Source organism: Hymenobacter aerilatus, assembly GCF_022921095.1.
Lineage (GTDB): Bacteria > Bacteroidota > Bacteroidia > Cytophagales > Hymenobacteraceae > Hymenobacter > Hymenobacter aerilatus.
Genome location: NZ_CP095053.1, coordinates 2,483,029 through 2,504,013, shown reverse-complemented (window position 1 = coordinate 2,504,013; position 20,985 = coordinate 2,483,029). Strand labels below are relative to the sequence as shown.

21 protein-coding genes are annotated in these 20,985 nt (G+C 56.5%); 14 read left to right on the top strand and 7 right to left on the bottom strand.

Annotated features, from left to right (window positions below):
• Nucleotides 1-122 precede the first annotated feature (122 nt).
• From MUN82_RS10735 to MUN82_RS10720, 4 genes are all read left to right on the top strand, one after another.
• A complete protein-coding gene (locus MUN82_RS10735) occupies nt 123-1,094 on the top strand; it encodes a deoxyhypusine synthase family protein (protein ID WP_245097394.1) in 972 nt (323 codons plus the stop codon).
• A 505-nt stretch (nt 1,095-1,599) separates the two neighbouring features.
• Nucleotides 1,600-2,838 (top strand): M48 family metallopeptidase, encoded by a 1,239-nt coding sequence (locus tag MUN82_RS10730; protein ID WP_245097392.1) that lies wholly within the window; start codon nt 1,600-1,602, stop codon nt 2,836-2,838.
• A 61-nt stretch (nt 2,839-2,899) separates the two neighbouring features.
• Nucleotides 2,900-4,468 (top strand): DUF6770 family protein, encoded by a 1,569-nt coding sequence (locus MUN82_RS10725; RefSeq protein WP_245097390.1) that lies wholly within the window; start codon nt 2,900-2,902, stop codon nt 4,466-4,468.
• Between the two features lie 174 nt (nt 4,469-4,642).
• Complete coding sequence (locus tag MUN82_RS10720) at nt 4,643-4,972, top strand: hypothetical protein (protein WP_245097388.1); 330 nt, start codon at nt 4,643-4,645, stop codon at nt 4,970-4,972.
• Between the two features lie 15 nt (nt 4,973-4,987).
• On the opposite strand, the gene MUN82_RS10715 is transcribed toward MUN82_RS10720, so the two are convergent.
• From MUN82_RS10715 to MUN82_RS10700, 4 genes are all read right to left on the bottom strand, one after another.
• Entirely contained in the window at nt 4,988-5,935 is a 948-nt protein-coding gene (locus MUN82_RS10715) for an N-acetylmuramoyl-L-alanine amidase family protein (protein ID WP_311136438.1), read from the bottom strand.
• A gap of 415 nt (nt 5,936-6,350) precedes the next feature.
• Nucleotides 6,351-7,211 (bottom strand): SDR family oxidoreductase, encoded by an 861-nt coding sequence (locus tag MUN82_RS10710; protein WP_245097386.1) that lies wholly within the window; start codon nt 7,209-7,211, stop codon nt 6,351-6,353.
• 187 nt (nt 7,212-7,398) lie between these two features.
• Nucleotides 7,399-8,238, bottom strand: coding sequence for an SDR family NAD(P)-dependent oxidoreductase (locus MUN82_RS10705; RefSeq protein WP_245097384.1), 840 nt, complete (start codon nt 8,236-8,238; stop codon nt 7,399-7,401).
• Between the two features lie 81 nt (nt 8,239-8,319).
• Nucleotides 8,320-9,222, bottom strand: a complete 903-nt coding sequence (locus MUN82_RS10700) for a helix-turn-helix domain-containing protein (RefSeq protein WP_245097382.1) — start codon at nt 9,220-9,222, stop codon at nt 8,320-8,322.
• Between the two features lie 120 nt (nt 9,223-9,342).
• Between MUN82_RS10700 and MUN82_RS10695 the strand changes: the two genes are divergently transcribed.
• The 6 genes from MUN82_RS10695 to MUN82_RS10670 all read left to right on the top strand — a co-directional run bounded on the left by MUN82_RS10695 (nt 9,343) and on the right by MUN82_RS10670 (nt 13,670).
• The gene (locus MUN82_RS10695) at nt 9,343-10,104 is read left to right on the top strand and encodes an OBAP family protein (protein ID WP_245097380.1); all 762 of its coding nucleotides are present in this window, start codon (nt 9,343-9,345) and stop codon (nt 10,102-10,104) included.
• A 65-nt stretch (nt 10,105-10,169) separates the two neighbouring features.
• Nucleotides 10,170-10,586: a helix-turn-helix domain-containing protein gene (locus MUN82_RS10690; RefSeq protein ID WP_245097378.1), complete on the top strand. Its 417-nt coding sequence runs from the start codon at nt 10,170-10,172 to the stop codon at nt 10,584-10,586.
• A gap of 83 nt (nt 10,587-10,669) precedes the next feature.
• On the top strand, nt 10,670-11,431 hold the full coding sequence (locus tag MUN82_RS10685) for an SDR family NAD(P)-dependent oxidoreductase (RefSeq protein WP_245097376.1): 762 nt from the start codon (nt 10,670-10,672) through the stop codon (nt 11,429-11,431).
• A gap of 257 nt (nt 11,432-11,688) precedes the next feature.
• Complete coding sequence (locus MUN82_RS10680; RefSeq protein WP_245097375.1) at nt 11,689-12,204, top strand: LVIVD repeat-containing protein; 516 nt, start codon at nt 11,689-11,691, stop codon at nt 12,202-12,204.
• 21 nt (nt 12,205-12,225) lie between these two features.
• Nucleotides 12,226-12,996 carry an LVIVD repeat-containing protein gene (locus MUN82_RS10675; RefSeq protein WP_245097373.1) on the top strand — a complete coding sequence of 257 codons (771 nt, stop codon included), beginning with the start codon at nt 12,226-12,228 and terminating at the stop codon, nt 12,994-12,996.
• Nucleotides 12,996-13,670 carry a hypothetical protein gene (locus MUN82_RS10670; RefSeq protein ID WP_245097372.1) on the top strand — a complete coding sequence of 225 codons (675 nt, stop codon included), beginning with the start codon at nt 12,996-12,998 and terminating at the stop codon, nt 13,668-13,670. Before MUN82_RS10675 ends, MUN82_RS10670 begins: the two co-directional genes overlap by 1 nt.
• A gap of 143 nt (nt 13,671-13,813) precedes the next feature.
• Here MUN82_RS10670 and MUN82_RS10665 read toward each other — a convergent pair whose 3' ends face one another.
• Together MUN82_RS10665 and MUN82_RS10660 are read right to left on the bottom strand one after the other, a co-directional pair.
• Entirely contained in the window at nt 13,814-14,284 is a 471-nt protein-coding gene (locus MUN82_RS10665; RefSeq protein ID WP_245097370.1) for a hypothetical protein, read from the bottom strand.
• A gap of 72 nt (nt 14,285-14,356) precedes the next feature.
• Nucleotides 14,357-14,944, bottom strand: a complete 588-nt coding sequence (locus MUN82_RS10660) for a 2'-5' RNA ligase family protein (RefSeq protein WP_245097369.1) — start codon at nt 14,942-14,944, stop codon at nt 14,357-14,359.
• Between the two features lie 183 nt (nt 14,945-15,127).
• Between MUN82_RS10660 and MUN82_RS10655 the strand changes: the two genes are divergently transcribed.
• Both MUN82_RS10655 and MUN82_RS10650 read left to right on the top strand, forming a co-directional pair.
• Nucleotides 15,128-17,302, top strand: coding sequence for a hypothetical protein (locus MUN82_RS10655; protein ID WP_245097367.1), 2,175 nt, complete (start codon nt 15,128-15,130; stop codon nt 17,300-17,302).
• Between the two features lie 161 nt (nt 17,303-17,463).
• Complete coding sequence (locus MUN82_RS10650; RefSeq protein ID WP_245097366.1) at nt 17,464-17,832, top strand: DoxX family protein; 369 nt, start codon at nt 17,464-17,466, stop codon at nt 17,830-17,832.
• 94 nt (nt 17,833-17,926) lie between these two features.
• On the opposite strand, the gene MUN82_RS10645 is transcribed toward MUN82_RS10650, so the two are convergent.
• Complete coding sequence (locus MUN82_RS10645; RefSeq protein WP_245097364.1) at nt 17,927-18,931, bottom strand: hypothetical protein; 1,005 nt, start codon at nt 18,929-18,931, stop codon at nt 17,927-17,929.
• Nucleotides 18,932-19,061: 130 nt separating this feature from the next.
• Here MUN82_RS10645 and MUN82_RS10640 point away from each other — a divergent pair, with 130 nt between their 5' ends.
• Both MUN82_RS10640 and MUN82_RS10635 read left to right on the top strand, forming a co-directional pair.
• Nucleotides 19,062-19,244: a DUF2256 domain-containing protein gene (locus MUN82_RS10640; protein ID WP_245097363.1), complete on the top strand. Its 183-nt coding sequence runs from the start codon at nt 19,062-19,064 to the stop codon at nt 19,242-19,244.
• 43 nt (nt 19,245-19,287) lie between these two features.
• Nucleotides 19,288-20,913 carry an amidase gene (locus MUN82_RS10635; RefSeq protein WP_245097361.1) on the top strand — a complete coding sequence of 542 codons (1,626 nt, stop codon included), beginning with the start codon at nt 19,288-19,290 and terminating at the stop codon, nt 20,911-20,913.
• The last annotated feature ends 72 nt before the right edge of the window (nt 20,914-20,985 follow it).

The following is a 20,985-nucleotide window of genomic DNA, read 5'->3' as shown; positions in this document are numbered from 1 at the left end:
TGAACAACCTAGCCACAATAGCACACTGGGCAGAATCTTCAATATAGGATATCTTGATTGAACGATTCCAGCCTCTTTTTTGATAGAACATTGACATCCATAAGTACAGAACACACGACTCAATGAACGTTACTAACTTCCTTAAGCACCACTACCGCCACTTCAACGCTGCGGCTCTGATTGATGCCGCTGAAGGCTATAACAAGCACCTCGCCGAGGGTGGTAAGATGATGATTACGCTGGCCGGCGCCATGAGCACCGCCGAAATGGGTATTCAATTAGCTGAGCTGATTCGGCAGGATAAAGTGCAGATTATCAGCTGCACCGGCGCTAACCTGGAGGAGGATATCTTCAACTTAGTAGCACATGACTTCTATGAGCGCGTGCCCAACTACCGCGACCTGACCCCCGCCGACGAGCAGGCCCTGCTGGAGCGCCACATGAACCGCGTGACCGACACTTGCATCCCCGAGGAAGAAGCCATGCGCCGCCTCGAGCACTCGGTGCTGAAGTTCTGGGAGAAGGCCGACAAGGCCGGCGAACGGTACTTCCCGCACGAGTTTTTCTACCAGATTCTGAAGTCGGGCGAGCTGGAGCAGTACTACCAGATTGACCCCAAAGACTCCTGGATGCTGGCCGCCGCCGAGAAAAACTTGCCTATCATCTGCCCCGGCTGGGAAGACTCTACCCTGGGCAACATCTTCGCTGGTCACGTTATCAGCGGCGATGTGAAGAACGTACACACCGTGCGCACCGGCATCGAGTACATGATCTACTTGGCCGAGTGGTACACCCAGCAAGCCACCGAGGAAAGCAAGGTAGGCTTCTTCCAGATTGGCGGCGGCATTGCCGGCGACTTCCCCATTTGCGTGGTGCCTATGCTGCACCAGGATTTGCAGCGTACTTCGGTGCCGCTGTGGGGCTACTTCTGCCAGATTTCAGATTCGACTACCAGCTACGGTTCTTACTCCGGCGCTGTACCGAACGAGAAAATCACCTGGGGCAAGCTGGGCCAGGATACGCCCAAGTACATTATCGAATCGGACGCGACGATTGTAGCGCCGCTGGTATTTGCGATGGTGCTGGGGCAGTAATTGGATTGTTGTTATTGTTATAGAAATGCCCGCCGCTGAGCTTCAGCGTCGGGCATTTCTTTGTAGGTGGGTGGATGAAAGAATAAGCATGCTATCTGGGCTTCTGGTAAGTTTAACTAGCCTACCATATTCACGACGTGTCTACAAGGGCAGGCGTTTTTTATAATATGATTTTATTAATATAAATGGCATGAGTTTAGCTTGTGAGTGATTTTGTAAATAATATAAGCTAGAATACTGATATAGCATTTTCATGCTGCGAATGTTGTGTTTATTGTTGCTGTATGTAGCATCTACCTATTCGGGTCTTGCGCAAGAGAAACCGTATTTACCCTACTATTCCAAGGATACAGCTCGGGTTTATAAACTAGCAGTTCTACATCGTAGTGCAGTAAAAGCACATTTTACACTGCCAAAAGGCGGTTCGAAAGAGTACCGCGAACATTATCAGAAGGTAGTACAAGAAGCATCCGAGGACGTTTTCAATTCCATTCGCTATTCGGCTTTGCTTGATTCAGAGCTAGAACCATATGTGCAGCAGGTGTTTAGCCGCATCGTGCAGGCTAACTCGCAGTTGCCTGCTTCCGCAAAGCTAATACTCACCCGAAACCCTGAGCCCAACGCTCATGCCGTAGGTAGTGGTATCGTGATGCTGAACGTTGGCCTGCTACCCCGACTGGAAAATGAAGATCAACTGGCCTTTATTTTATGTCATGAGTTAGCTCACGTGGCGTGTCGACATATGGAGAGTAGCATGCAGGAGCAACTTACTACCCTGCACAGCCAGGAGCTAAAGCGAGAGTTTCGTCGCATTATTAACTCAGAGTATAACATCAGCTCTAAAATCAAAGCACTGGCATTAGGCTTTACTCTCAACAACAACTACCACAGTCGCCGCCACGAGAAGCAAGCCGATTCGCTCGGGTACGTGTTGCTAACCCATACTGGCTACGATGCCACACAAGCCTACCGGGCCTTGCAGCTCCTGGATAACATTGACGAGCCAGAAACAACGGCGCCATTAGCACTATCAGCCTACTTTAGCTGCACTGCTTTCCCCAAATTGTTTGAGGCCGCTCCCACGAAGCCACAGTCCATCTTTACGGTGAAGGCAGCAGAGAAAACAGCCCTGCAAACAACGGATACCCTTAAGTCGCACCCCGATTGTGCAAAGCGGATGCGTTTCATGTCAACACTAGCGCAAGGTCGGGTAGCCGAAGGCCCACAGCCTGTTAGTTCGCCAGCGTTTGCACGTATTCGCCAAATTAGTCGGCTGGAGGTTGTGCAGAGCTGGTTTGACTACGACTGCTACGACCACGCCCTGTTTGAAGCATTACAACTTCTGCCTCAGCAGCCGCAGAATACCTACCTGCGCTCAGTAGTGTTGCTAAGCTTGTACGCCTTACGACAGCATTTGCAGCAGCATACCTATACCGAAGTAGTATCCAATAGATCAGAGCAAAACCCTGCCAGCTTTAATAAGCTACTGCTGAGTTTATACGACCTCCGACTCGATGATTTTGGAGGCATAAGTACCTGCTTCGCAGAGAAGACCGGGCTGGATGCAACTGCTCCCACTGACGAATACGACCTAGCCGCCTGCTATGCGGCTCGTGCGCTAGCCACCGAGACGACAGCGGCGGCAGCTCTCAAAGTGCAGTACCAAAAGCAATATGCGGGAGGCAAATTCGATAAGCTGCTGTTTTCGGCGCCGCGGCCGAAAACAGCAGCCGCGCATCGCTGACAACTTCTACTCTTCCACTTTTTTCAGAACAGCTTATTCCTCACTTCTTACCCTTTGTTTTATGTTATGTATTAAACGGGCAGCTCTGACGGCCTGCTTTGCGCTGGCAACGTCGGCGGCTTTCGCGCAAACCAAAACGCTTGATGGCATCGAGAATATGACCCGCTCGGCGCTGTCACCAATTTATGCTGGCAACGAAGTGAAAGGGTATCTAATGTTTGGTCGGGGCGACAAAGCCGACCGGAAAACCGATAATTATATACTTGACTTCTATGATCAAGACTTAGGCAAAGTATCCAACATCACGATTCAAAAGCCTGCCAACCGATTTACGCTGCTAAAAAACAGCTTCAACGGTACTGCCTTCGCCTTCTACTTCTGCAATCTGAAGGACGAAACATTGGAAATTGAAACCTACGATACCAGCCTGAAAAAGCTAGGAAGTAAAGTAATCGAGGACTTGTCGAAAGTCGACAAGATGATCATCCAAAACCAGATAAAACAGGACGGAGAAGCCAGCAGTGTATCGGGTAAAATGGATCTTTTTCCGGTGCCTGGTCATGGGTTTGTGCGCAACAGCTACACTGGTATGGCTAAAGGCTACGCCCTCGTGATGTACGACGATAATGCCAAGGCAAAATGGCGCTTGGCCTCCGATGAAAAGTCGAAACTCTACGAGATGGTCAGCCTTACGGAAGCAACTGATAAATACATCCTGGGCATTATGATGCGGAAAGATGGCATGTTATCGAAGCAAATAAGCTCCTCCATGATAGCCATTAATGCAGCTACAGGAAAGAAAGTGCTGGACGTGCCGGTAGAAACAAGCAAGACCGAGCAGCTTTCGCTTAGCTCGTTTACCTTCGACGCAGAAAAGCGTGAGTTTGTAGCCGTTGGCGAATATTACAAGCTTGATGATAAGCCTTTTGTAAACAAAAGTCAGGGCTTTTTCATCAAACGCTTCTCCGAAGCGGGCAAAGCAGTGAGTACCAAAAACTACGGTTGGCAAAAAGAGGTGATGGCCCTTATGCCCGCCGAAGCAAAGGCCAGCATGGAAGATAACTACGTGAACTATACCCAATCTATTGTGAAGGGGGCTAACGGCAAGATGTACATCGTGGCCGAGCAGTTCAAGATTGTGGGCGACGGAATGGGTATTGCACTGCGGGCTATGGGTGGCAAGGTTAGCGTTTCGAAAGGAAAAATCGGGAATATGCTGGTTTTCGAACTCGATTCGGAGGCAAAGCTTTCAAAGGTTAAGTTTTATCAGAAAGACCCATCCAATGCTACCCTTCCTCCCGGTTCTGGCCTGATGAGCGCCGGTTTGTTAGGGCACGTCATCAAGTCGCAGGGTGATTTTGACTACCAGTTTATGCAGCGCAACGACGCTAGTACGCAATTCAACGTGGTATATATCAATTTTGATAAGGAAAAAGGGGAAGGCACTAAGCGTGTTATCGGCAACATTGCTTTCGGCGACAACGGGCAGTACTTGGAAGACAAGATTAATATGGCCAGTGCAGCTAACTACTCTTACCTGTATCCGGCAAAGCCCGGTTACGTGATGATAGCCGATTACTACAAAAAGAAAAATCAGTTGGGTATGAAACTAGTGAAGCTTAATATCTGATACCGCTACCCCTCTAAAAAGAAACCCCGGCCTGAGTCGGGGTTTCTTTTTGAAATTTAACAGGGTGAAGCAGCCAACAGTTGTAGTGAGGTAGAACGCTGCATTTTTCAGTAAGCACAAACCAGTTTGAAACACTTACCTTCGAAATAGCACCATATGGCTACCCTCTGCACTATGCCTCTCGACCTTGCCAGCTTCCTGCACCACACGCCCGAAAGCGAAAAGACAACCGTCTTCGTTCACATAGACGAGGAAACCGTGGATACGTATGAGGCGCTGCTCATTGCCCAAACCCGGTACCAGAAGCTATTTATCACGCTAGAACCGAAGCGTCGCTACCTGGTGCACACGCAACCAGCCGATTCGGAAGACGTGGAAATCGACTTCTTGCAGGACTATGAGGAGGTGGAAGCTCTGATGGAAGACGCCGGACTGGATGGCATCCACGATGGCGAGCAGGGCATTTTGTACCACAACCTGTTTTTTCTGTTGATGAACCCGTGAAGAGTTGGGGCTACCTTATTTGCGCCCGCGGTAATCGGCTATCAACCCGTCGCAGATCCAGTTGGCCAGGGCCTGGCGGTTGTCGGGAACCAGAAAGCGGCGCTGGTCTTTGGCGTTGCGGATGTTGCCAAGCTCCATAAACACGGCGGGGGCGTGGCTGGTGCGCACTTCATATAGCGTGCTGCGGATAGACACGTTGCCGGAGTAGGTGGCCCGATTGGGCTGGGCACGTTTGTAACGGGCCGTGAAGACCTTGTGAATGTTCTTAGCAAGGTTGAGACCCGCTTTGCTGTTGGCATGGTGGTAGAAAAATACGTCGATGTTCTGGCCGGCGCTGCGGCTATCCACATGCAGGCAGAGCAGGCGCTGGTAGGCCCCCTTGTGGCGGGCGTGGAGCTTGTTTACCTGCGTAATGCGCTGGCGCAACCGGGCCAACTGGTTCAGCGGAATCACCTGGTTGGGGTAGGTGACTTCGTCGTTGTCCATCTTCAGCACACTCTCGTCGCGGATGCCATCGTTGGGGTCTTGCACCATCATATATACGGTAGCGTCGTGGGCCATCAGCACGCGGGCCAGACGCAGGGTGATGTCGTAAGCGTATTCATCCTCCGCTAGTTTGCTGGTGCCGTACGTGCCGATGGCGCCGGGATCGGGGCCACCGTGGCCGGGCGAGAGGTAGTACACCGCACCGCGCAGGAGATGGTCGCGCACGGGCGCCGGGCCATATTTGGGGCCATACAGGGCACGTGGTGAAATAGCGGTGCGGCTGGCAGTAGTTGCCGGCGCAGTGCTGGCCCGCGCCTTGCTGGTGGCCTTGGCAGGGGTAGCCGTTTTGCGGGGTAGGAGGTAAGTGCGGCCTACAATCAGGCCATTGCGGCTCGTCAGATTCTTTTTATTCAGCTCCCGAAACTGCCGGCCGTGCTGGCTGGGGGTAAGGCCGTGGCGGTAGAGCAACGTATGCACGCCGTCGCCGGGTTTAGCGACTACACGGCGGTAAGTGCTTTGGCAAAAGGCAGTTGCAGATATAAAAAAGGTCAGGAGAAGAAGCGTAGCTGTGCGCAAAGAACAAGAAGAGTAATGGACAATTTGGGAGAATCAAAAGCCGCAAAAACCGGGCAGATATATAGGGAGAAACTGATTTAAAAAAGATTGGTTGTCTGCCACAAAAAAAGGCCCGCGGATAACTGCGGGCCTTTGAGTCTGAAACAACCTACTACCTTGTAAACTGTTTATGTTATGTTCCGGGCTACCCGAAAGGTGACAAGACGCATCCTGGCATCTCATCGTCCGCGCCGTGTGTACAAAATCGTTCAGCCAGGATGCGTCTCGTCGCCTTTTGGACGGTTTGCAAGGCTAGCTTCAGCGGCTGCTTAACGTTTTAAGCCTCAACGGATAGATTGGTAGCCGCGGCCAGGTGTTGCCACTGCTGCATCTGTTGCTGCACGGTAGCTATTTTCTGGTCGGCCATCTGGTAGGCATCTTCGCCCAGAAAAACGTGTACGGGCTGCTGAGGGGCTTCACTCAACTCGCGCAGCACGGCGGCGGCTTTTTCCGGGTCGCCGGGCTGGTTGCCGTTGATCTGCTGCTCGTGCTGCTGCTGAGAGTCGCGCACGGCTTGGTAGGCGGCCAGCGGCTGCCGGGGCGTGCCCAACGAGCCTGCGGTTAGAAAATCGGTGCGGAAATAGCCAGGGTACACCACGCTGGCCTGCACGCCAAACTCCTGCACCTCGGCCGCGTACGATTCGGTGAGGCCTGCTACGGCAAACTTGGTGGCGCAGTAGATACCCCAACCGGGAAAGTCGCCCATGAAACCGCCGACGGAGGAAATATTGAACACGCGGCCCGCACCCTGCTGGCGCAGGTGAGGGGTAGCATGCCGCAGCACGTGCAGCAGCCCAAACACGTTCACGTCGAAATTGCGGCGGGCTTCTTTGTCGGAGAGTTCTTCCAGGGCGCCTACTTGGCCGTAGCCGGCATTGTTGACCACCACGTCCAGGCGGCCAAACGTCTTAATTGTCTGCTCGATGGCCTGGCGTACGCTGGCCTCGTTGGCGAGGTCCATGTGCAGGGGTAGAAAACGGTCTTCGTTAGGCGGCACGTTCTGTTGGAGTTCGGTCAGGTTGCGGGAGGTGGCAGCCACCGCATAGCCGCGGGCCAGCAGGTGCTGCACCAAGGTCAGACCCAGCCCCTTCGAGGCGCCGGTCACAAACCAAATGTTTTTGTTTTGCTGAGAAGTCATGTGGTTGAAGCGTTTCGTTGTAAGACAATGAGTCACTAAGGGCTAGACTTCCGAATAGATAAAGCATGCAAGCAGTAGGTGAGGTGTGAGGGAGGGTAGGCCAGCGGGCTACTCTTATAAAGACGCACCAAACGGCAGTTTACCGTATCGGAAGCCAAAAAATCATGTTTTCTTAACTTGGCGTTGGTTACTGCGCGAAGTCAGTGGAAACCGTTACGGCCTTCCAGGCCTCCGTTTCCTGCAAACGGGCCTGTAGCTGTTGGGTAGCCCGGCGGTAGGCATCCTGCCCCAGCAGTAGGTGCACGGGCGGGGTAGGCTCGGCAGCTAGCTGCTCAATGGCTACTGCTGCCTTCGCTGGGTCGCCGGCCTGGATGCCGTTCAGGGCCAGGTACCGGGCGTGTGTGTCGCGCACCGTCTGGTAGTCTGCGAGGGGCTGGGCAGCAAACACCAACGATTCGGGAGTGAGAAAATTGGTGCGGAAACCACCGGGCTCCACGGCCGTTACCCGGATGCCGAACGGGGCCACGTCCTGCGCCAGCCCTTCCGACATAGCACTCACGGCCGCTTTGGCGGCCGAATACACTGACCAGCCCGCAGTGCCGGCTAGCGCCGCAATCGACGAAATAGTGATAATGTGCCCGGCGCGGGCGGCGCGCATGTGCGGCAGCGCGTGCCGAATGACGCGCAATACCCCGAACACATTCACCTCAAACGATTGGCGGGTTTCGGCATCGCTCAGCTCTTCTACGCTGCCCCCAATGCCGTAGCCGGCATTATTGACGACTACCTCCAGACCGCCGAAAGTGTTAACAGCCTGCTCGATGGCCTGTTGCACACTGGTCTCGTTGCTGAGGTCCATGTGCAAGGGTAGGAAAGTTTCGGAAGCGTTGCCGAGAAGCTGGATAAGAGTATCGGGGTGGCGCGACGTAGCCGCCACGCGGTGCCCCGCTTGCAGCAGGTGTTGCACCAGCGCCAGCCCAAGGCCCTGCGAGGCACCCGTGACAAACCAAATTTTCGAATTGCTCATAGTTGCGTGTTTGGTACACTGCAAAGGTAGAGCGGCCGTGGGGCGGGCAGCTTGCCCGGTTCAAACCATTGCTTGCGAAAATCAAACAACGCGCACGGCGGTAGGCGTGGTGCCGGCCCGCTTGCGGAAGAAGTTGTTGAAGTGCGCCGGTTCCTCGAAGCCCAGGCAATAGCTGATTTCGGCCACGTTCCAGGCGGTGTGCCGGAGCAGGGCGTGGGCCTCCTGCAAAAGGCGGTCGGCAATGAGCTGGGTGGTGGTTTTGCCAGTCACTTCTTTCAGCGCACGGTTGAGGTGGTTGACGTGCACTGCTAGCTGCCCGGCGAAGGCATGGGCACTGCGCAGGCGTACCTGTTGGCCCGGCGTCTCGATGGGAAATTGACGCTCCAGCAGCTCCGTGAACAGCGAAGCAATGCGCGTAGCCGCGTTGCTCTCCTTGTAGAGGGTAGTAGCGGGCTGAAGCTTAAGGGCGCTGTGTATTAGTTCAAACACGTAGTTACGCAGTAGGTCGTATTTGAAAGCATAGTCGGAATCCAGCTCCGCAGCCATCTTCTTGAAGAGCTGCGTGATGTTAGGCAGCTGCTCATCAGTAAGCGCGTACAACGGCTGGCCGCCAGGCTTAAACATAGGTAGCTCCATGGCGCCCGCCGCCAGGTAGCGCTGCAAAAAAGCCTCCGTGAAAATGCAAAAGAAACCGGACTGCTGGTCGTCGAGCGGCTCCCAGTCGTAGGGCACTAGCGGGTTGGCAAACAGCAGCGCGTTGCCCCTGATTTCGATGGTTTTGTCGGCGAAGTGGTAGTTGCTGCGGCCCGTGACGAGCGTAATCTTATAGAAGTCCTTGCGGCTGTAGGGCAAGTGGCAGGCGTTCGGTCCCACAAAGTCATCGAGCCGAAACACGTTGAAGTGGCCGATGTCCTGCTTCAGGTTATCGGGCAGCCAGTGTATTTTCTGCTGGTAAAAGTCTTCGAGGCTCAGGGGCTTTAGCATACACAAACCTACGTAAATCAAATAAAGATGATAAAACTATACGGAGCATACACGTGCAGCTCGGCCATAACAGAGCCTTCGGTAACGCGTAGGGTAGGGAAGTACCTATCTCCCTACCCGATGAAAGCAAACCGCTTCTACTCCCCCGGCTGCGCCTTGTTGCTAAGCCTGTTCCTATCTGCCTGCGGTGACCAAAACACCCGCTCGCCAGTGCAGACGCCCGGCGCCGAAAAATCAACCAAAACCAAGGTGCTTGAAGCAGGCGCCGACGTATTGCAGGGCAAAGAGCCATTGCGCAACATGAATATCTACCTCGATGGCTTCCACTTCTACAATGGCAATATGCGCGGGCAGATGGAAGCGCACCACTTCTGCACGAAGCTCAATGAAGATGTCATTCAGGCTGTGATTTTTGATGGCAATACTGCCTCGGCCAAGATTATGGGGGTAGAATACATTGTGTCGCGGCGCTTGTTTGAAAAGCTGCCCGATGAGGAAAAGAAGCTCTGGCACAGCCACCGCCACGAGGTGAAATCGGGGACGCTGGTGGCGCCGGGCCTACCCGATGCGGCCGAGCACGAGTTGATGGAGCAAATAGTGAGCACCTACGGCAAAACCATTCATACCTGGCACACCGACCGCGACAAGGAACTGCCCTACGGTGGCCCACAGCTGATGATGGGGTTCACGCAGGATGGCCAGATTGACACGGCTATGGTAGGCCAGCGCGACCGACGCATGAAAATTTCGACGGCCGAAAAGCGCCGGCAGCGGGCCGACATTCCGGCACCCGACGTGCTACCCGGCGCCGATGCTTGGCAGCAGGGAGAGGTGCGGCAGTTTGAAGTAACGCAGCGGGCCAGCGCGGCGCACCAACATTAAGTGGCTGTTGCAGGTTGGGTGAATACTAGCTGCTCCGTAGTGCGCTATTCATCCAGTTGATTGCTATGCCACCGCTTGTTCCGAAGAAAATTCTGGCTCGCCAGCACGAAATAACAGCCGATTTCACTCGCCTCGTGCACGCTCACGTTGATGACTTGGCGGCGGGTAGAGCCACCGAGGCGCTGGAAATCCGGGATTTTGCTGGGCAACTGTGTATTCATCCTACCCACCTCAGCAACACGCTTAAGCTAACCACTGGGGAGGCACCCTGCGCCATTTATGAGCGCAAGCTGGTAGCAGTGTCCAAGGAATTGCTGGCCGATGCGGGGCGGTCGGTGGCCGACGTGGCTGCCCAGCTTACGTATGACCCGTCCAACTTCACCAAGTTTTTCAAGCGCTTTGTGGGCTGCACGCCCCGGCAGTACCGCGAGGAATTATGGGCCGGGCAACGGGTAGAAACTTCGGAAACAGTCACTAGTTAATCTGAACTACTCACCAGAGCAGAGCGCCGGCCTACCCCGACTTTTGCCGTGTCATTCACCTAACGCACTACTTTCTATTTTCGATGAGCACTCCCAAAATAGCCCTCGTAACCGGCGGCAGCCGCGGCCTTGGCAAAGACATGGCCCTGAACCTAGCCCAGAAAGGCCTAGACGTATTGCTGACCTACCACAGCAAAAAAGAAGAAGCTGAAGCCGTGGTAGCCGAAATTCAGGGCCAGGGCCATAAAGCTGCTGCTCTACAGCTCGATGCTTCCAACGTAAGCAGCTTCGACGCGTTCTTGGAGCAAGTGAAAGCGACACTAGGCAGCACCTTCGGCACCGAGCGGTTCGACTTCCTGATCAACAACGCCGGTACGGGCCTCTACCAGCCCTACCCTGAGGTCACGGAGCAGCAGTTCGACGACATGCTGAATATTCACTTCAAAGGCCCGTTCTTTCTCACGCAGAAGGCGTTGGCGCTGATGAACGACGGTGGCGGCATCATCAACATCTCCTCGGGGCTGACGCGCATTATCTACCCCAACTCCGCTACCTACGCCAGCATGAAGGCGGCCACGGAAACCCTTACCAAATACCAGGCGAAGGAGCTGGCCAGCCGCCGCATTCGGGCCAATATAGTGGCCCCCGGTGCCATTGAAACCGATTTTGGCGGTGGCCGCACCCGCGACAACAAGGGAGTAAACGCCCACATTGCCAGCCTCACGGCGATGGGTAGGGTAGGCTTACCCACTGATATTGGGCCGGTAGTCGCCTTTTTGTGCACCGACGAAGCCGCTTGGATTGATGCCCAGCGCATTGAGGTGACCGGCGGTCAGGCTATCTAGGACCACAGATTCGCTCGGATTCCTGCGGATTGGTCGGATTTTGTGGACGATTATCGTTCGGGTGGCATAAGCCGAGTAGGCGGCAATTTTGTAAGGTGTTGTTGGGCGTGGCGGATTGACCGCTATGCTCAGCAACGCCTTTTTTCTTGTTGTATAGGTAGGCTAACCATCTGGCTTTATTTTATTTAACGCCAGATGCAACCATCGAGGACGTGCTGGGGCTCCACAGAATAGCTACTACACTATACTTCCCTTATATGCACAAACTCTACACTGGCCTGTTAGGCGGTGCGCTGCTGCTCAGCCTAACTGCCTGCCCCATGATAGACCCTGTAGATAGGGTGCCACTGCCGCGCTACAAGCCCCTGCTGATGCCGCGCATTCAGCTGGAGCAGGCTGTGGCCGTACTGCCGCCGCAGGCCATGCACAATACTGGCAAAATCTACCTCCGCGACCCGTACCTTCTGATCAACGAGCGGTACGAGGGCGTGCACATTATTAATAACATCGACCCCGCTAATCCGCAGCCGGTGGCGTTTCTGCGCATTCCGGGCAATGTGGATGTGGCCATGAAGGGCAATATGCTGTACGCCGACAGTGGCTCCGACCTGCTCACGTTCGATATGTCTGATATGCAGAAGGCCCGGCTAGTACACCGCGTGAAGGACGCCGTGCCGGAACTGCCCATGCCCGAAGCCGGAGACGTTCCCGCTGAATATCAGGCCCCAAACCGCCCCGCCGACGCGGTGGTGATAGGCTGGCAAAAACTATAAACTATTTATTATTAATAACATATGCGCCTACTTTCTACAACTTTTATCCGCTTTTGCAGTGTGCTGCTGGCCTTGGGCCTGGGCGCGTGTAGCGCCAACAGCGACATGAATCCCGCCAGCGCCGACCTGGCCGCCAACGATGGCAAAGGTGGGTCGCTAGCGCGCTTCACGGTGCTCAACAATACGCTATACGTGGTGGACAACCAAAGCCTGCGCCTGTTCGACCTGGCTACCCCTGCTGCCCCTACCCGTGGGCAAGTGGTACCCCTGAGCATGGGCATTGAAACCATCTACCCACGGGCGCCCTACCTCTTTCTGGGCACTCAGCAGGGTATGTATATTTTTGATGCCTCTGTGCCCGCACAGCCCAAGCAACTAGCGTTTTACGAGCACGTGGTGAGCTGCGACCCAGTGGTGGTAGACGAGCGGTTTGCCTACGTGACCCTGCGCAGCGGCCGCACCTGCGGCGGCGGCCCCGACCAGCTCCAGGTCATTGACCTCACCAACCTCAATCAACCCCGCCTGGCTCGCACCTACCCCATGCAGCACCCGCTAGGGCTGGGCGTGGATAGCGCGCTGCTGTTTGTGTGCGACAAAGACCAGCTGAAACTGTTCAGCACGCAGCATACACCGGATCTGAAGACCTTGCAAACCTTCGATGTAAACGTTTCGGATGTAATTCCGCACCGGGGGCAGCTGCTGGCTATAGGGCCTGGTGGGCTCTACCAGTACCGTTACCGCAACGGCACGCTCACGCCGCTCAGCAAACTTTCCATTACGCCCAGCAACTGATGCGCCCTGGTATACTCACGCGCTGGCTGGTAGGGTGGGGCATGGTATGCGGCAGCCTACCCACCGCGAAGGCCCAACTGCCGGTGCCGCCGGTCAGGACATATAGCGTGAAGTTTGATCTGGTTCCGCTGATGGCGAGTGGCTACCACATCAGCGCAGAAAGGCTGTGGGGACCGGCGCATCGGCACGCGTTGGTACTCACGCCTCAGTTCTACCGCGGCAAGGTGCAGAACGTCACCTCCGATCTGACCGAGGGACGCGATATGGTGCGCGGCTACGGCCTGGCCGTGCAGCACCGCATCTACCTCAGCGAGCGAACAACGCCCCAGGAAGGATTCTACGTCAGTTACGGGCCGCACTACCAGCATTTCGAGCTAGCGTTTCGGGCGTCGAGCTGGCAGCCGGAAGTAGCCGCCAATGGCCTGACGTACTACGAATACCGCGCCCGCGACCAAAAGGAAACCATCAATCGGTATGGCGCCACGGCTGTGGTGGGCGGCCAGCTGTTCCTACCCACCTTGCCGGTGTTTGTAGACGTATACATGGGCGTTGGCATGCGCCAAGCGCACGCACGCGCTACTGTACCAGGCAGCCACTACAACAGCGGCATGAGCGACTACGGCGCCAGCGGCTACTATTTCCCACTTGGGTTTCGGGTAGGCGTAGCGTGGTAGCAGCAAGCCTTGTTGTTTGCCTACCCCAACTCGAATGCACAAAGAAGGCTTGCCAATTGGCAAGCCTTCTGTATTTCGCTCGGAGAATAATCGTCTACAAAATCCGATTAATCCGTCCAATCCGCAAAAATCCGTGCGCTAGGTTACGGGCGAATTAGTGGGCGGGCAGGGTTCCAGATGCCCCACGGAATCATAATGAGCACCAGCACCAGCGCAATGGTAAACCAGATAAAGGCAGTCTTGTGCTTGAGTACGGCGTCGCTGATTTTCTTGGATTTGCTGCGCCCGATTTGCGCGGCAGCCCAGGCCAAGATCATGGCCGTAATGTGCTCTACCCCCCAAAAACGGGCTTGCGGATCCTTCATGGCCGCGCCGCCCATGGCCTTCATCATCGACAGCCCAACAGGGCTTAAAAAGAAGTACAGCAGCACGCCCAACAGCAACTGCAAGTGCATGGAGCCTACGAAGGCCGCCGCCATGCCATTATCGGCGCCGGTGTAGGGCTTACGGCCCTGCCAGCCGCCAAACGCGCGGAAGATGGCAATGAGACCAAAGATAAGGACGAGCCAGCGCGTCCAGTTGTGCAGCAGTAGTACGACAGAGTAGAATGTCATCAGGTAGTGGGAGTGGTTGAGCGGCAAAGGTCGGTCGTGGGGCGCAAAATGCCGCGCCCTACCCCCAGAAATTTACAGGCGCGGCATGGGTGCCTCCAATATAGGGGCAACCTCATCAAGCGTAGCGCTTTCAAACTTAAATACCTTCTCCCGCACAAACAGCTCGCCCTCCTGGCGCAGAATAGCCAGGTTGTTGATGCTGATTTTCAGATTGAACGTTTGCTCATTGAGGTATTGCAGCACGGGGCCCAGCAGCTCGGGGGTGGTGTCGTGCAGGGCTAGGGAAATATGCGGTAGCCAGCAGTCAGGGGCACTGTATTTATCGGTTTGCAGGCACAAGGGAGCAGTGGCTCGCAAAATGCGCTGGTGCAGGGCATTCAGCTCGTTGGAGCGTAGCACTGGAATATAAATGACGGGGTTGGGTCCCGGAAACACGCCCAATCCGGTGGTAAAGGCCGGAAACGAATGAGTGGTACAGGCCACATCCTGCAACACTTCTTTCAGGGCCGACAGCTGGCGCACCCCGGCCAACTGGTAGGTGATGTGCGGGTCGGGGGTAGCCTGCACATCGTCGAGCCCAAACTTTTCCTCTAGGCTCTTGATAATCTTGTTGATATGCGCTGCGTATTTGGGGCTGAGCAGCGAGGTAATAGCGAGCATGCAAGAATGAGTATAAGGCGAAAAGGGTAGGCTACGGCCAGCAAGATAGGGCTGGGTGCGTAACTGGGCAATTGTCTGACAGTACGTAAACGCCGCAGAAGCAGCTAAAAAGCAACGCGGCGACAACCGCTGCACTTCCGTTATACGTTACAGGAGTATTATTTCTTTTTTCATTATTTCGTGTTGTCAGCTTCTACTACTCAAGTTGTCTCGCCACCCGCACGGCCCACGTGGCGCTGGTGGTATTGGGCAGTGCTGGGGGTAGGAGCGCTGCTGGGCGTAGCCTTTCTGGCCCTCGACCCCTGGCTGCGGCAGTATCTAGAAAAGCAAGTAGCCCAAAGCACCCACGGCCGCTACCAGTTGCACATTGCCGAGCTTCATACCAGCTTGTGGGACCAGAGCCTATATGTGCGCGGCGTACAACTGCGTACGGTAGGGCCTTCTATCACCGATACGGCTGCGCTACCGCCCCTGCAACTTCGGCTAGGCCATGCCCGCCTAACAGGGGTAGGGCTGTGGCAGCTACTACAGCGCGGTACAGTTCCCGTCGATAGTCTGGTACTCGATTCTCTCCATCTTCGTCTGCAAGGCAAGCTGCCCACGGCCCGGCAATCCCAGCCACTCCACCAACGCCTCCCCATGCGTTTGCAAGGGCTGCGGCTTGGCTATCTGGCCCTTCGCCACGTGCGCGCCACCTACCAGCCAGATAGTGCCACGGCAGTGGGCTGGAAACAGGCCACTTTCTCGGCGCAGGATATTCTGTTGAGTGCCGCCGGGGCTGCCGACTCGCAACGGGTAGGCTACGCCGCCGCTATGCAGGGGCAACTATTTCACTTGAAAGCAGCTGCGGCCCAGCACCGCCTGGCACTGCGTAGGGTGTGGTTTGCATCGCGGCCAGGCACGCTGGTGGTTGATTCGGTGGTGGTGCGGCCCCAGCAGCCGCTGAGCGAGGTGCGCAGCCGCAATGCCCGCGTGGCGCTGCAACTGCCTCGGCTGTTGCTCTCGGGCCTACATACAGCGGATCTGGCGCGCCATCGGTTTCGGGCCGATACGCTGTTATTGCTGGCTTGCGACCTCGACATGACGGCCCCGCGCGTGCCACCGCCACCCATTCATCGGCTGCTGGCGCCGTGGTTTGATAGGGTACAGTTGGAGCATCTGCTGCTGGCCAACGCCTCGGCCCGAATACGCGGATTAGAGGAGCAGCCCCGGTCACAACGCATTGCGGTGCAGGGTAGCCAGCTGCGAATCGATTCGGTGGGGGCGCAGGACCAGCAGCGGGTGCTGTATGCCCGACAGTGGGATGTACGTACCGGCGTGGTTATGGCCCGCCTCGATCCGCCTTTCTACGAGCTGGCCTGCCAAAGTGCGCATCTAGCCACGCGGGGAGGTTTATTGGAAGTCAACAACCTCCGGCTGCGGCCGCTGGTGTCCGTAGCGGAGCTTTCTCGGCGCAAGCACCACCAGGCCCCGCACGTCACGCTACTTATTCCACAGCTGCGCGCCACGGCTGTGCAATACGCAGCCCTCACCAATCAGCATCGCCTGGCTATGCAGACGCTGACCATCCGGCAACCCCGCGTGCAGACCCGCAGCGACGGCCGTTTTGCCCTCAATCCGGCGCACTCAGTGGCCACGCCCGAGGCGCTGCGCCACTTAGGCTTCACGCTGGACATACGGCGCATCAACGTGCAGAATGGTACGCTGTATACCATCTACCGCGCCCCGCAAAACCCCAAACCCGGTGAGCTAACGATTAACCGAGTGTCGGGTACCATCGACAATTTCTCCAACGACCCGCACCGAATGTCGGCGGCGCACCCGGCGGTGGTGCACGCCACGGCGTGGCTGCAAAACCGCTGCCGGTTACAAGCTACGCTCAGGGCCAATCTACTCGACCCCAACGGGCGGCACAGCATCACGGGTACGTTCAGTGAGGGGCAGCTGTCGATGTTGAATCCGATGACGGTGCCTACCAAGCAGCTGGTTTTCCGCAGCGGGCTGGTGCATAATATTCGCTTTCAGCTACAAGCCGACCGCCAGCGGGTAACCGGACCCATGTGGGCCAACTACTCCAACCTCAAGCTGACCATCCTCAGTCAACAAGGCGGTGCCGACCACAAAACGCTCGGCTCCCGCCTGAAAACGACGCTCGTCAACGGCCTGTTTCTGCGCGACGATAACCCGCGCAAGGGCAAGCTTCAGGTAGGCAACATGACCTCCGCCCGCGACCTGCGCGTGTCGGTCTTCACGCTATGGCGGCAAGGCATTGTGAGTGGCATGTTCAACAGCGCCGGCGTGCCCGCCCTGCTCAGCAAAAAGCTCAGCGAGCAACAGGATAAGCCGGTATACAAGTAAGCTGTGCTCAGTGACTTAGAGTTTTCAGTCAACTCTGGTAACAGGATAGTCTCTCCTATTGATGGGTAGTAGTCTTTTAGTCGAACAATGCTTACTATTATAGCAGAAAGAGCTTATTGCTACGTTCGGTCCTATTTTTAACTCCACAACCATTTTCCATCATGTCCGCATCTGCTCGTAACATCATTGCCTGGGTTCTGCAAGGTTTACTAGCCTTGGCTTTTATTGCTTCTGGAGCAAGAAAATTCATGGACCTACCAGGTACAGTTGGCATGTTTGGCGGTCTGGGCTTACCGGGCGCATTGGCCTATGTTGTGGCCGCCGCCGAAGTGCTGGGAGGCATAGGGCTGTTGATACCACGCTTTGTTCGGCCCGCAGCGTTAGGGTTGGTTTTCATCATGATTGGCGCCATCATTATGCACGCAACCAAAATTCCTGGTGGGCTGGCGGGCGGTTTGCCAGCTATTGTGCTGCTACTATTGCTGCTGGTGGTGTTGTGGCTGCGCCGGCCGGTAACCACCACGGTGTAAGTCGGCTATTCCGTTCAGTAGTTTGCTAGTAGCAGATATCTTAGCAAACTACTGAACGGACAACATACATCGTGTTGTAGAACCAAAGGCTACTTTAAAAATCCACTTCCTGAATCGTGAAGTCTGATACGGGCGGCTGCTGATTCGCTTGCAGCGCGTTCAGGTGGGAGTAGAGAACATAGGTATCGGAGCCGCGGCGGGCGAGGGTAGTGGGGTACACGGCCGGCGTGGTGAAGGTGCCAGTAGATGTGGTGGAGGTCCAATTGTCGGACGAGGTGAGGCGGTATACGGTGCTTTGGTTGTTGGCCACGGCTTGCAACGTAGTATTGTTGTAGAGCAGCAGACCATCAGCCCCGCGTAGATTCACGCTGGTCGTCACTTTGGCGAAAGACGCCGGGTTGTTGAGCGGCACTTTAAACAGCGCACCTTCATCCGATTTCGCTACCAGCAGGTAGCCATCGGGGTGATATACAATGCCATTGAGACCGAAAGAACCGGCGGGCGCCCCCAATTGGGCGTTTTCGAGGAAGACGGTGGGCGTGCCTTGAGCGTCTATTTTATAGATAATGGGTGCGAAGCTGTCCGTCACGTAGGCATTGCCTTGACCATCCACGGCAATATCGTTGGCGAAGTGGCCGGCTGCGTTGGGGCGCAGGGCACCCAGGTTCACATAGGCAATGCGCTGACCAGTATCGCGGTTGAAGATGGCCACCGCGGCCAGCTTGCGTCTGGTAGCCTCGGTGGTGCGGGCCGTGTTGTAACCCGGGTCCGACACGGCCACCAGTACGCGGTTGCGGGCATCGTCTACGTGCATGCCAATGGTCGAAACTAGCTGCGCATCTTCCGCAAAGGCGCTGTACGTGCCGTCATCCTTCACCTGACCCACGGTGCCGCGCGTCTGGGAGCTGACCAGAAAGCGGTTGTTGGTAGCGTCGTACTGTACGCCCTCGGGGTAGAGGGCCGATTGCGTGAAGGTGATGGTATCGGGTGCATCGGGAGTAACGTTGGAATCTTCTTTGCAGCTGGTGGCCAGCAGGCCCAGCAACGCCAGCGAGAACAGGGGTAGGGTAGGGCGCCGGAAGGTAGTGAGAGCAGACATAGACGGTGAGGATGAGGTGGTTGTATCAACGCACTACGGAGGAGCTACCGGGTAGGGTTATAAGCCGCGCACCTTTCGGCTGCCCACGCCGTTTGAAGGTGTGTCTATCGGTTCACTTGCCACCCGTGCTATGCCTGCTGCCAGCCACCTCCCCGCCAAGCTCACCAAGGGTAATCTACCTACCAAAATCTGCCTCACCTGCGGGCGCCCCTTCGAGTACCGCAAAAAGTGGCGTAACAGCTGGGAGGAAGTGAAGTACTGCGGCGAGAAATGCCAACGCAACCGCCCCAAAGCTGCCCCGGTGCCAGGGTAGGAAACCACGGTTCGGCCCGTATCTTACGCGGAAAATGCAGCCAATGAACCGACGACTATTCCTGCGCAACGGCGGCCTGACCGGGCTGGCCCTTTCTACCTTTTCCCTGCCCGCCTGCGACTCCAAGTCGCCAGCCACTCAGACCGCCGCCACGGCGCCCACTGCGGCCGATGCCTTCGAGCTGCACGAAGCTACGCTGAGTGAGTTGCAACAGCAGCTGCAAAGCGGCCAGCGCACCGCCCGCAGCCTTGTGGAACTGTACCAGCAGCGCATCAAAGCCATCGACCAAAGCGGCCCTACCCTACGTAGCGTGATTGAGCTGAACCCCGACGCCCTGCGTCTGGCCGACCAGCTGGACCAGGAGCGCAAGGCGGGCAAGGTGCGCGGGCCGTTGCACGGTGTGCCGGTGCTCATCAAAGACAACATCGATACCGGTGACCAGATGCAGACCACTGCTGGTTCGTTGGCGCTCAGCGTGCATAAAGCTGCACAAGATGCCTTCATTGTGAAGAAGTTGCGCGAGGCGGGGGCTGTGTTGCTCGGCAAAACCAACCTAAGCGAATGGGCTAATTTTCGCTCCTCGCGCAGCACCAGCGGCTGGAGCAGCCGCGGCGGCCAAACCAAGAATCCGCACGTGCTGGACCGCACGCCCAGCGGCTCATCGTCGGGGTCGGGTGCGGCGGTATCGGCCAATTTGTGCGCTATTGCTATTGGAACTGAGACAGATGGGTCCATTGTGTCGCCGTCGTCGTGCAGCGGGGTGGTAGGCATCAAGCCTACGGTAGGGCTGTGGAGCCGCACGGGCATCATCCCCATTTCGGCTACCCAGGATACGGCCGGCCCTATGGCCCGCACCGTGCGCGACGCGGCCGTGCTGCTGGGCGCCCTGGCTGGCCCCGATGCCCAAGACGCCGCCACCCAGGCCAGCGCCGGCCATCTGCACCCCGACTATACCAAGTTCCTGGATGCCAATGGCCTGCAAGGCAAGCGCCTGGGGGTAGAAAAAGCCCACCTCACCGGCAACAACGACGCTGTGCCACTGTTCCGCCAGGCCGTGGAACTGCTGAAGGCACAAGGAGCTACCATCGTCGAGATTGAGCTGCTGAAGGAAACCGACCCTCTCGGTGGCGCCGAATACGATGTATTGCTCTACGAGTTCAAAGATGGCCTGAACAAGTACCTCGCCACGGCCAACGCCGCCGTGAAAACGCTGACCGACGTTATTGCCTTCAACACCCAGCACGCCGATAAAGCCATGCCCTACTTCCAGCAGGAAATTCTGGAGCAGGCCGAGAAAACCGATGGCCTCGCCAGCACCAAGTACCAAGCCGCCCTGCGCAAGTCGCACGAGGGTGCCCGCCGTGCCCTTGATTCTGCTTTGCAAACCCACCGGCTCGATGCTATCGTGGGTATCACCAATGCCCCCGCGCCCTGCATTGACCTTGTGAATGGCGACTACTGGCCCGGTCCCGGCTTCTCGTCGCCGGCCGCCATGGCTGGCTACCCGCACATCACGGTGCCCATGGGCCAGGCGCACGGCTTGCCGGTGGGACTGTCGTTTGTGGCTGGGGCCTGGCAAGAGGCGGCGCTGTTGCCGCTGGCCTATGCCTACGAGCAAGCCAGCAAGCAGCGTAAGGCTCCGCAGTTTCGGAGTCCGCTGGCTGGGTAGGGAAGAAGATGGTGAGGAGTTAGACGGAGCGTTTGCACAAATTGCCCGTGGCGCATGTTATGTTTAAGTGAA

Excerpts from the sequence above, each read along its gene's own strand:
- MUN82_RS10650 (WP_245097366.1), top strand. The coding sequence starts at position 17,464 with ATGTCCGCATCTGCTCGTAACATCATTGCCTGGGTTCTGCAAGGTTTA.
- MUN82_RS10665 (WP_245097370.1), bottom strand. The coding sequence starts at position 14,284 with ATGACATTCTACTCTGTCGTACTACTGCTGCACAACTGGACGCGCTGG.
- MUN82_RS10695 (WP_245097380.1), top strand. The coding sequence starts at position 9,343 with ATGAAAGCAAACCGCTTCTACTCCCCCGGCTGCGCCTTGTTGCTAAGC.
- MUN82_RS10705 (WP_245097384.1), bottom strand. The coding sequence starts at position 8,238 with ATGAGCAATTCGAAAATTTGGTTTGTCACGGGTGCCTCGCAGGGCCTT.
- MUN82_RS10660 (WP_245097369.1), bottom strand. The coding sequence starts at position 14,944 with ATGCTCGCTATTACCTCGCTGCTCAGCCCCAAATACGCAGCGCATATC.
- MUN82_RS10690 (WP_245097378.1), top strand. The coding sequence starts at position 10,170 with ATGCCACCGCTTGTTCCGAAGAAAATTCTGGCTCGCCAGCACGAAATA.
- MUN82_RS10670 (WP_245097372.1), top strand. The coding sequence starts at position 12,996 with ATGCGCCCTGGTATACTCACGCGCTGGCTGGTAGGGTGGGGCATGGTA.
- MUN82_RS10645 (WP_245097364.1), bottom strand. The coding sequence starts at position 18,931 with ATGTCTGCTCTCACTACCTTCCGGCGCCCTACCCTACCCCTGTTCTCG.
- MUN82_RS10635 (WP_245097361.1), top strand. The coding sequence starts at position 19,288 with ATGAACCGACGACTATTCCTGCGCAACGGCGGCCTGACCGGGCTGGCC.
- MUN82_RS10680 (WP_245097375.1), top strand. The coding sequence starts at position 11,689 with ATGCACAAACTCTACACTGGCCTGTTAGGCGGTGCGCTGCTGCTCAGC.
- MUN82_RS10720 (WP_245097388.1), top strand. The coding sequence starts at position 4,643 with ATGCCTCTCGACCTTGCCAGCTTCCTGCACCACACGCCCGAAAGCGAA.
- MUN82_RS10735 (WP_245097394.1), top strand. The coding sequence starts at position 123 with ATGAACGTTACTAACTTCCTTAAGCACCACTACCGCCACTTCAACGCT.
- MUN82_RS10675 (WP_245097373.1), top strand. The coding sequence starts at position 12,226 with ATGCGCCTACTTTCTACAACTTTTATCCGCTTTTGCAGTGTGCTGCTG.
- MUN82_RS10700 (WP_245097382.1), bottom strand. The coding sequence starts at position 9,222 with ATGCTAAAGCCCCTGAGCCTCGAAGACTTTTACCAGCAGAAAATACAC.
- MUN82_RS10640 (WP_245097363.1), top strand. The coding sequence starts at position 19,062 with ATGCCTGCTGCCAGCCACCTCCCCGCCAAGCTCACCAAGGGTAATCTA.
- MUN82_RS10710 (WP_245097386.1), bottom strand. The coding sequence starts at position 7,211 with ATGACTTCTCAGCAAAACAAAAACATTTGGTTTGTGACCGGCGCCTCG.
- MUN82_RS10725 (WP_245097390.1), top strand. The coding sequence starts at position 2,900 with ATGTTATGTATTAAACGGGCAGCTCTGACGGCCTGCTTTGCGCTGGCA.
- MUN82_RS10685 (WP_245097376.1), top strand. The coding sequence starts at position 10,670 with ATGAGCACTCCCAAAATAGCCCTCGTAACCGGCGGCAGCCGCGGCCTT.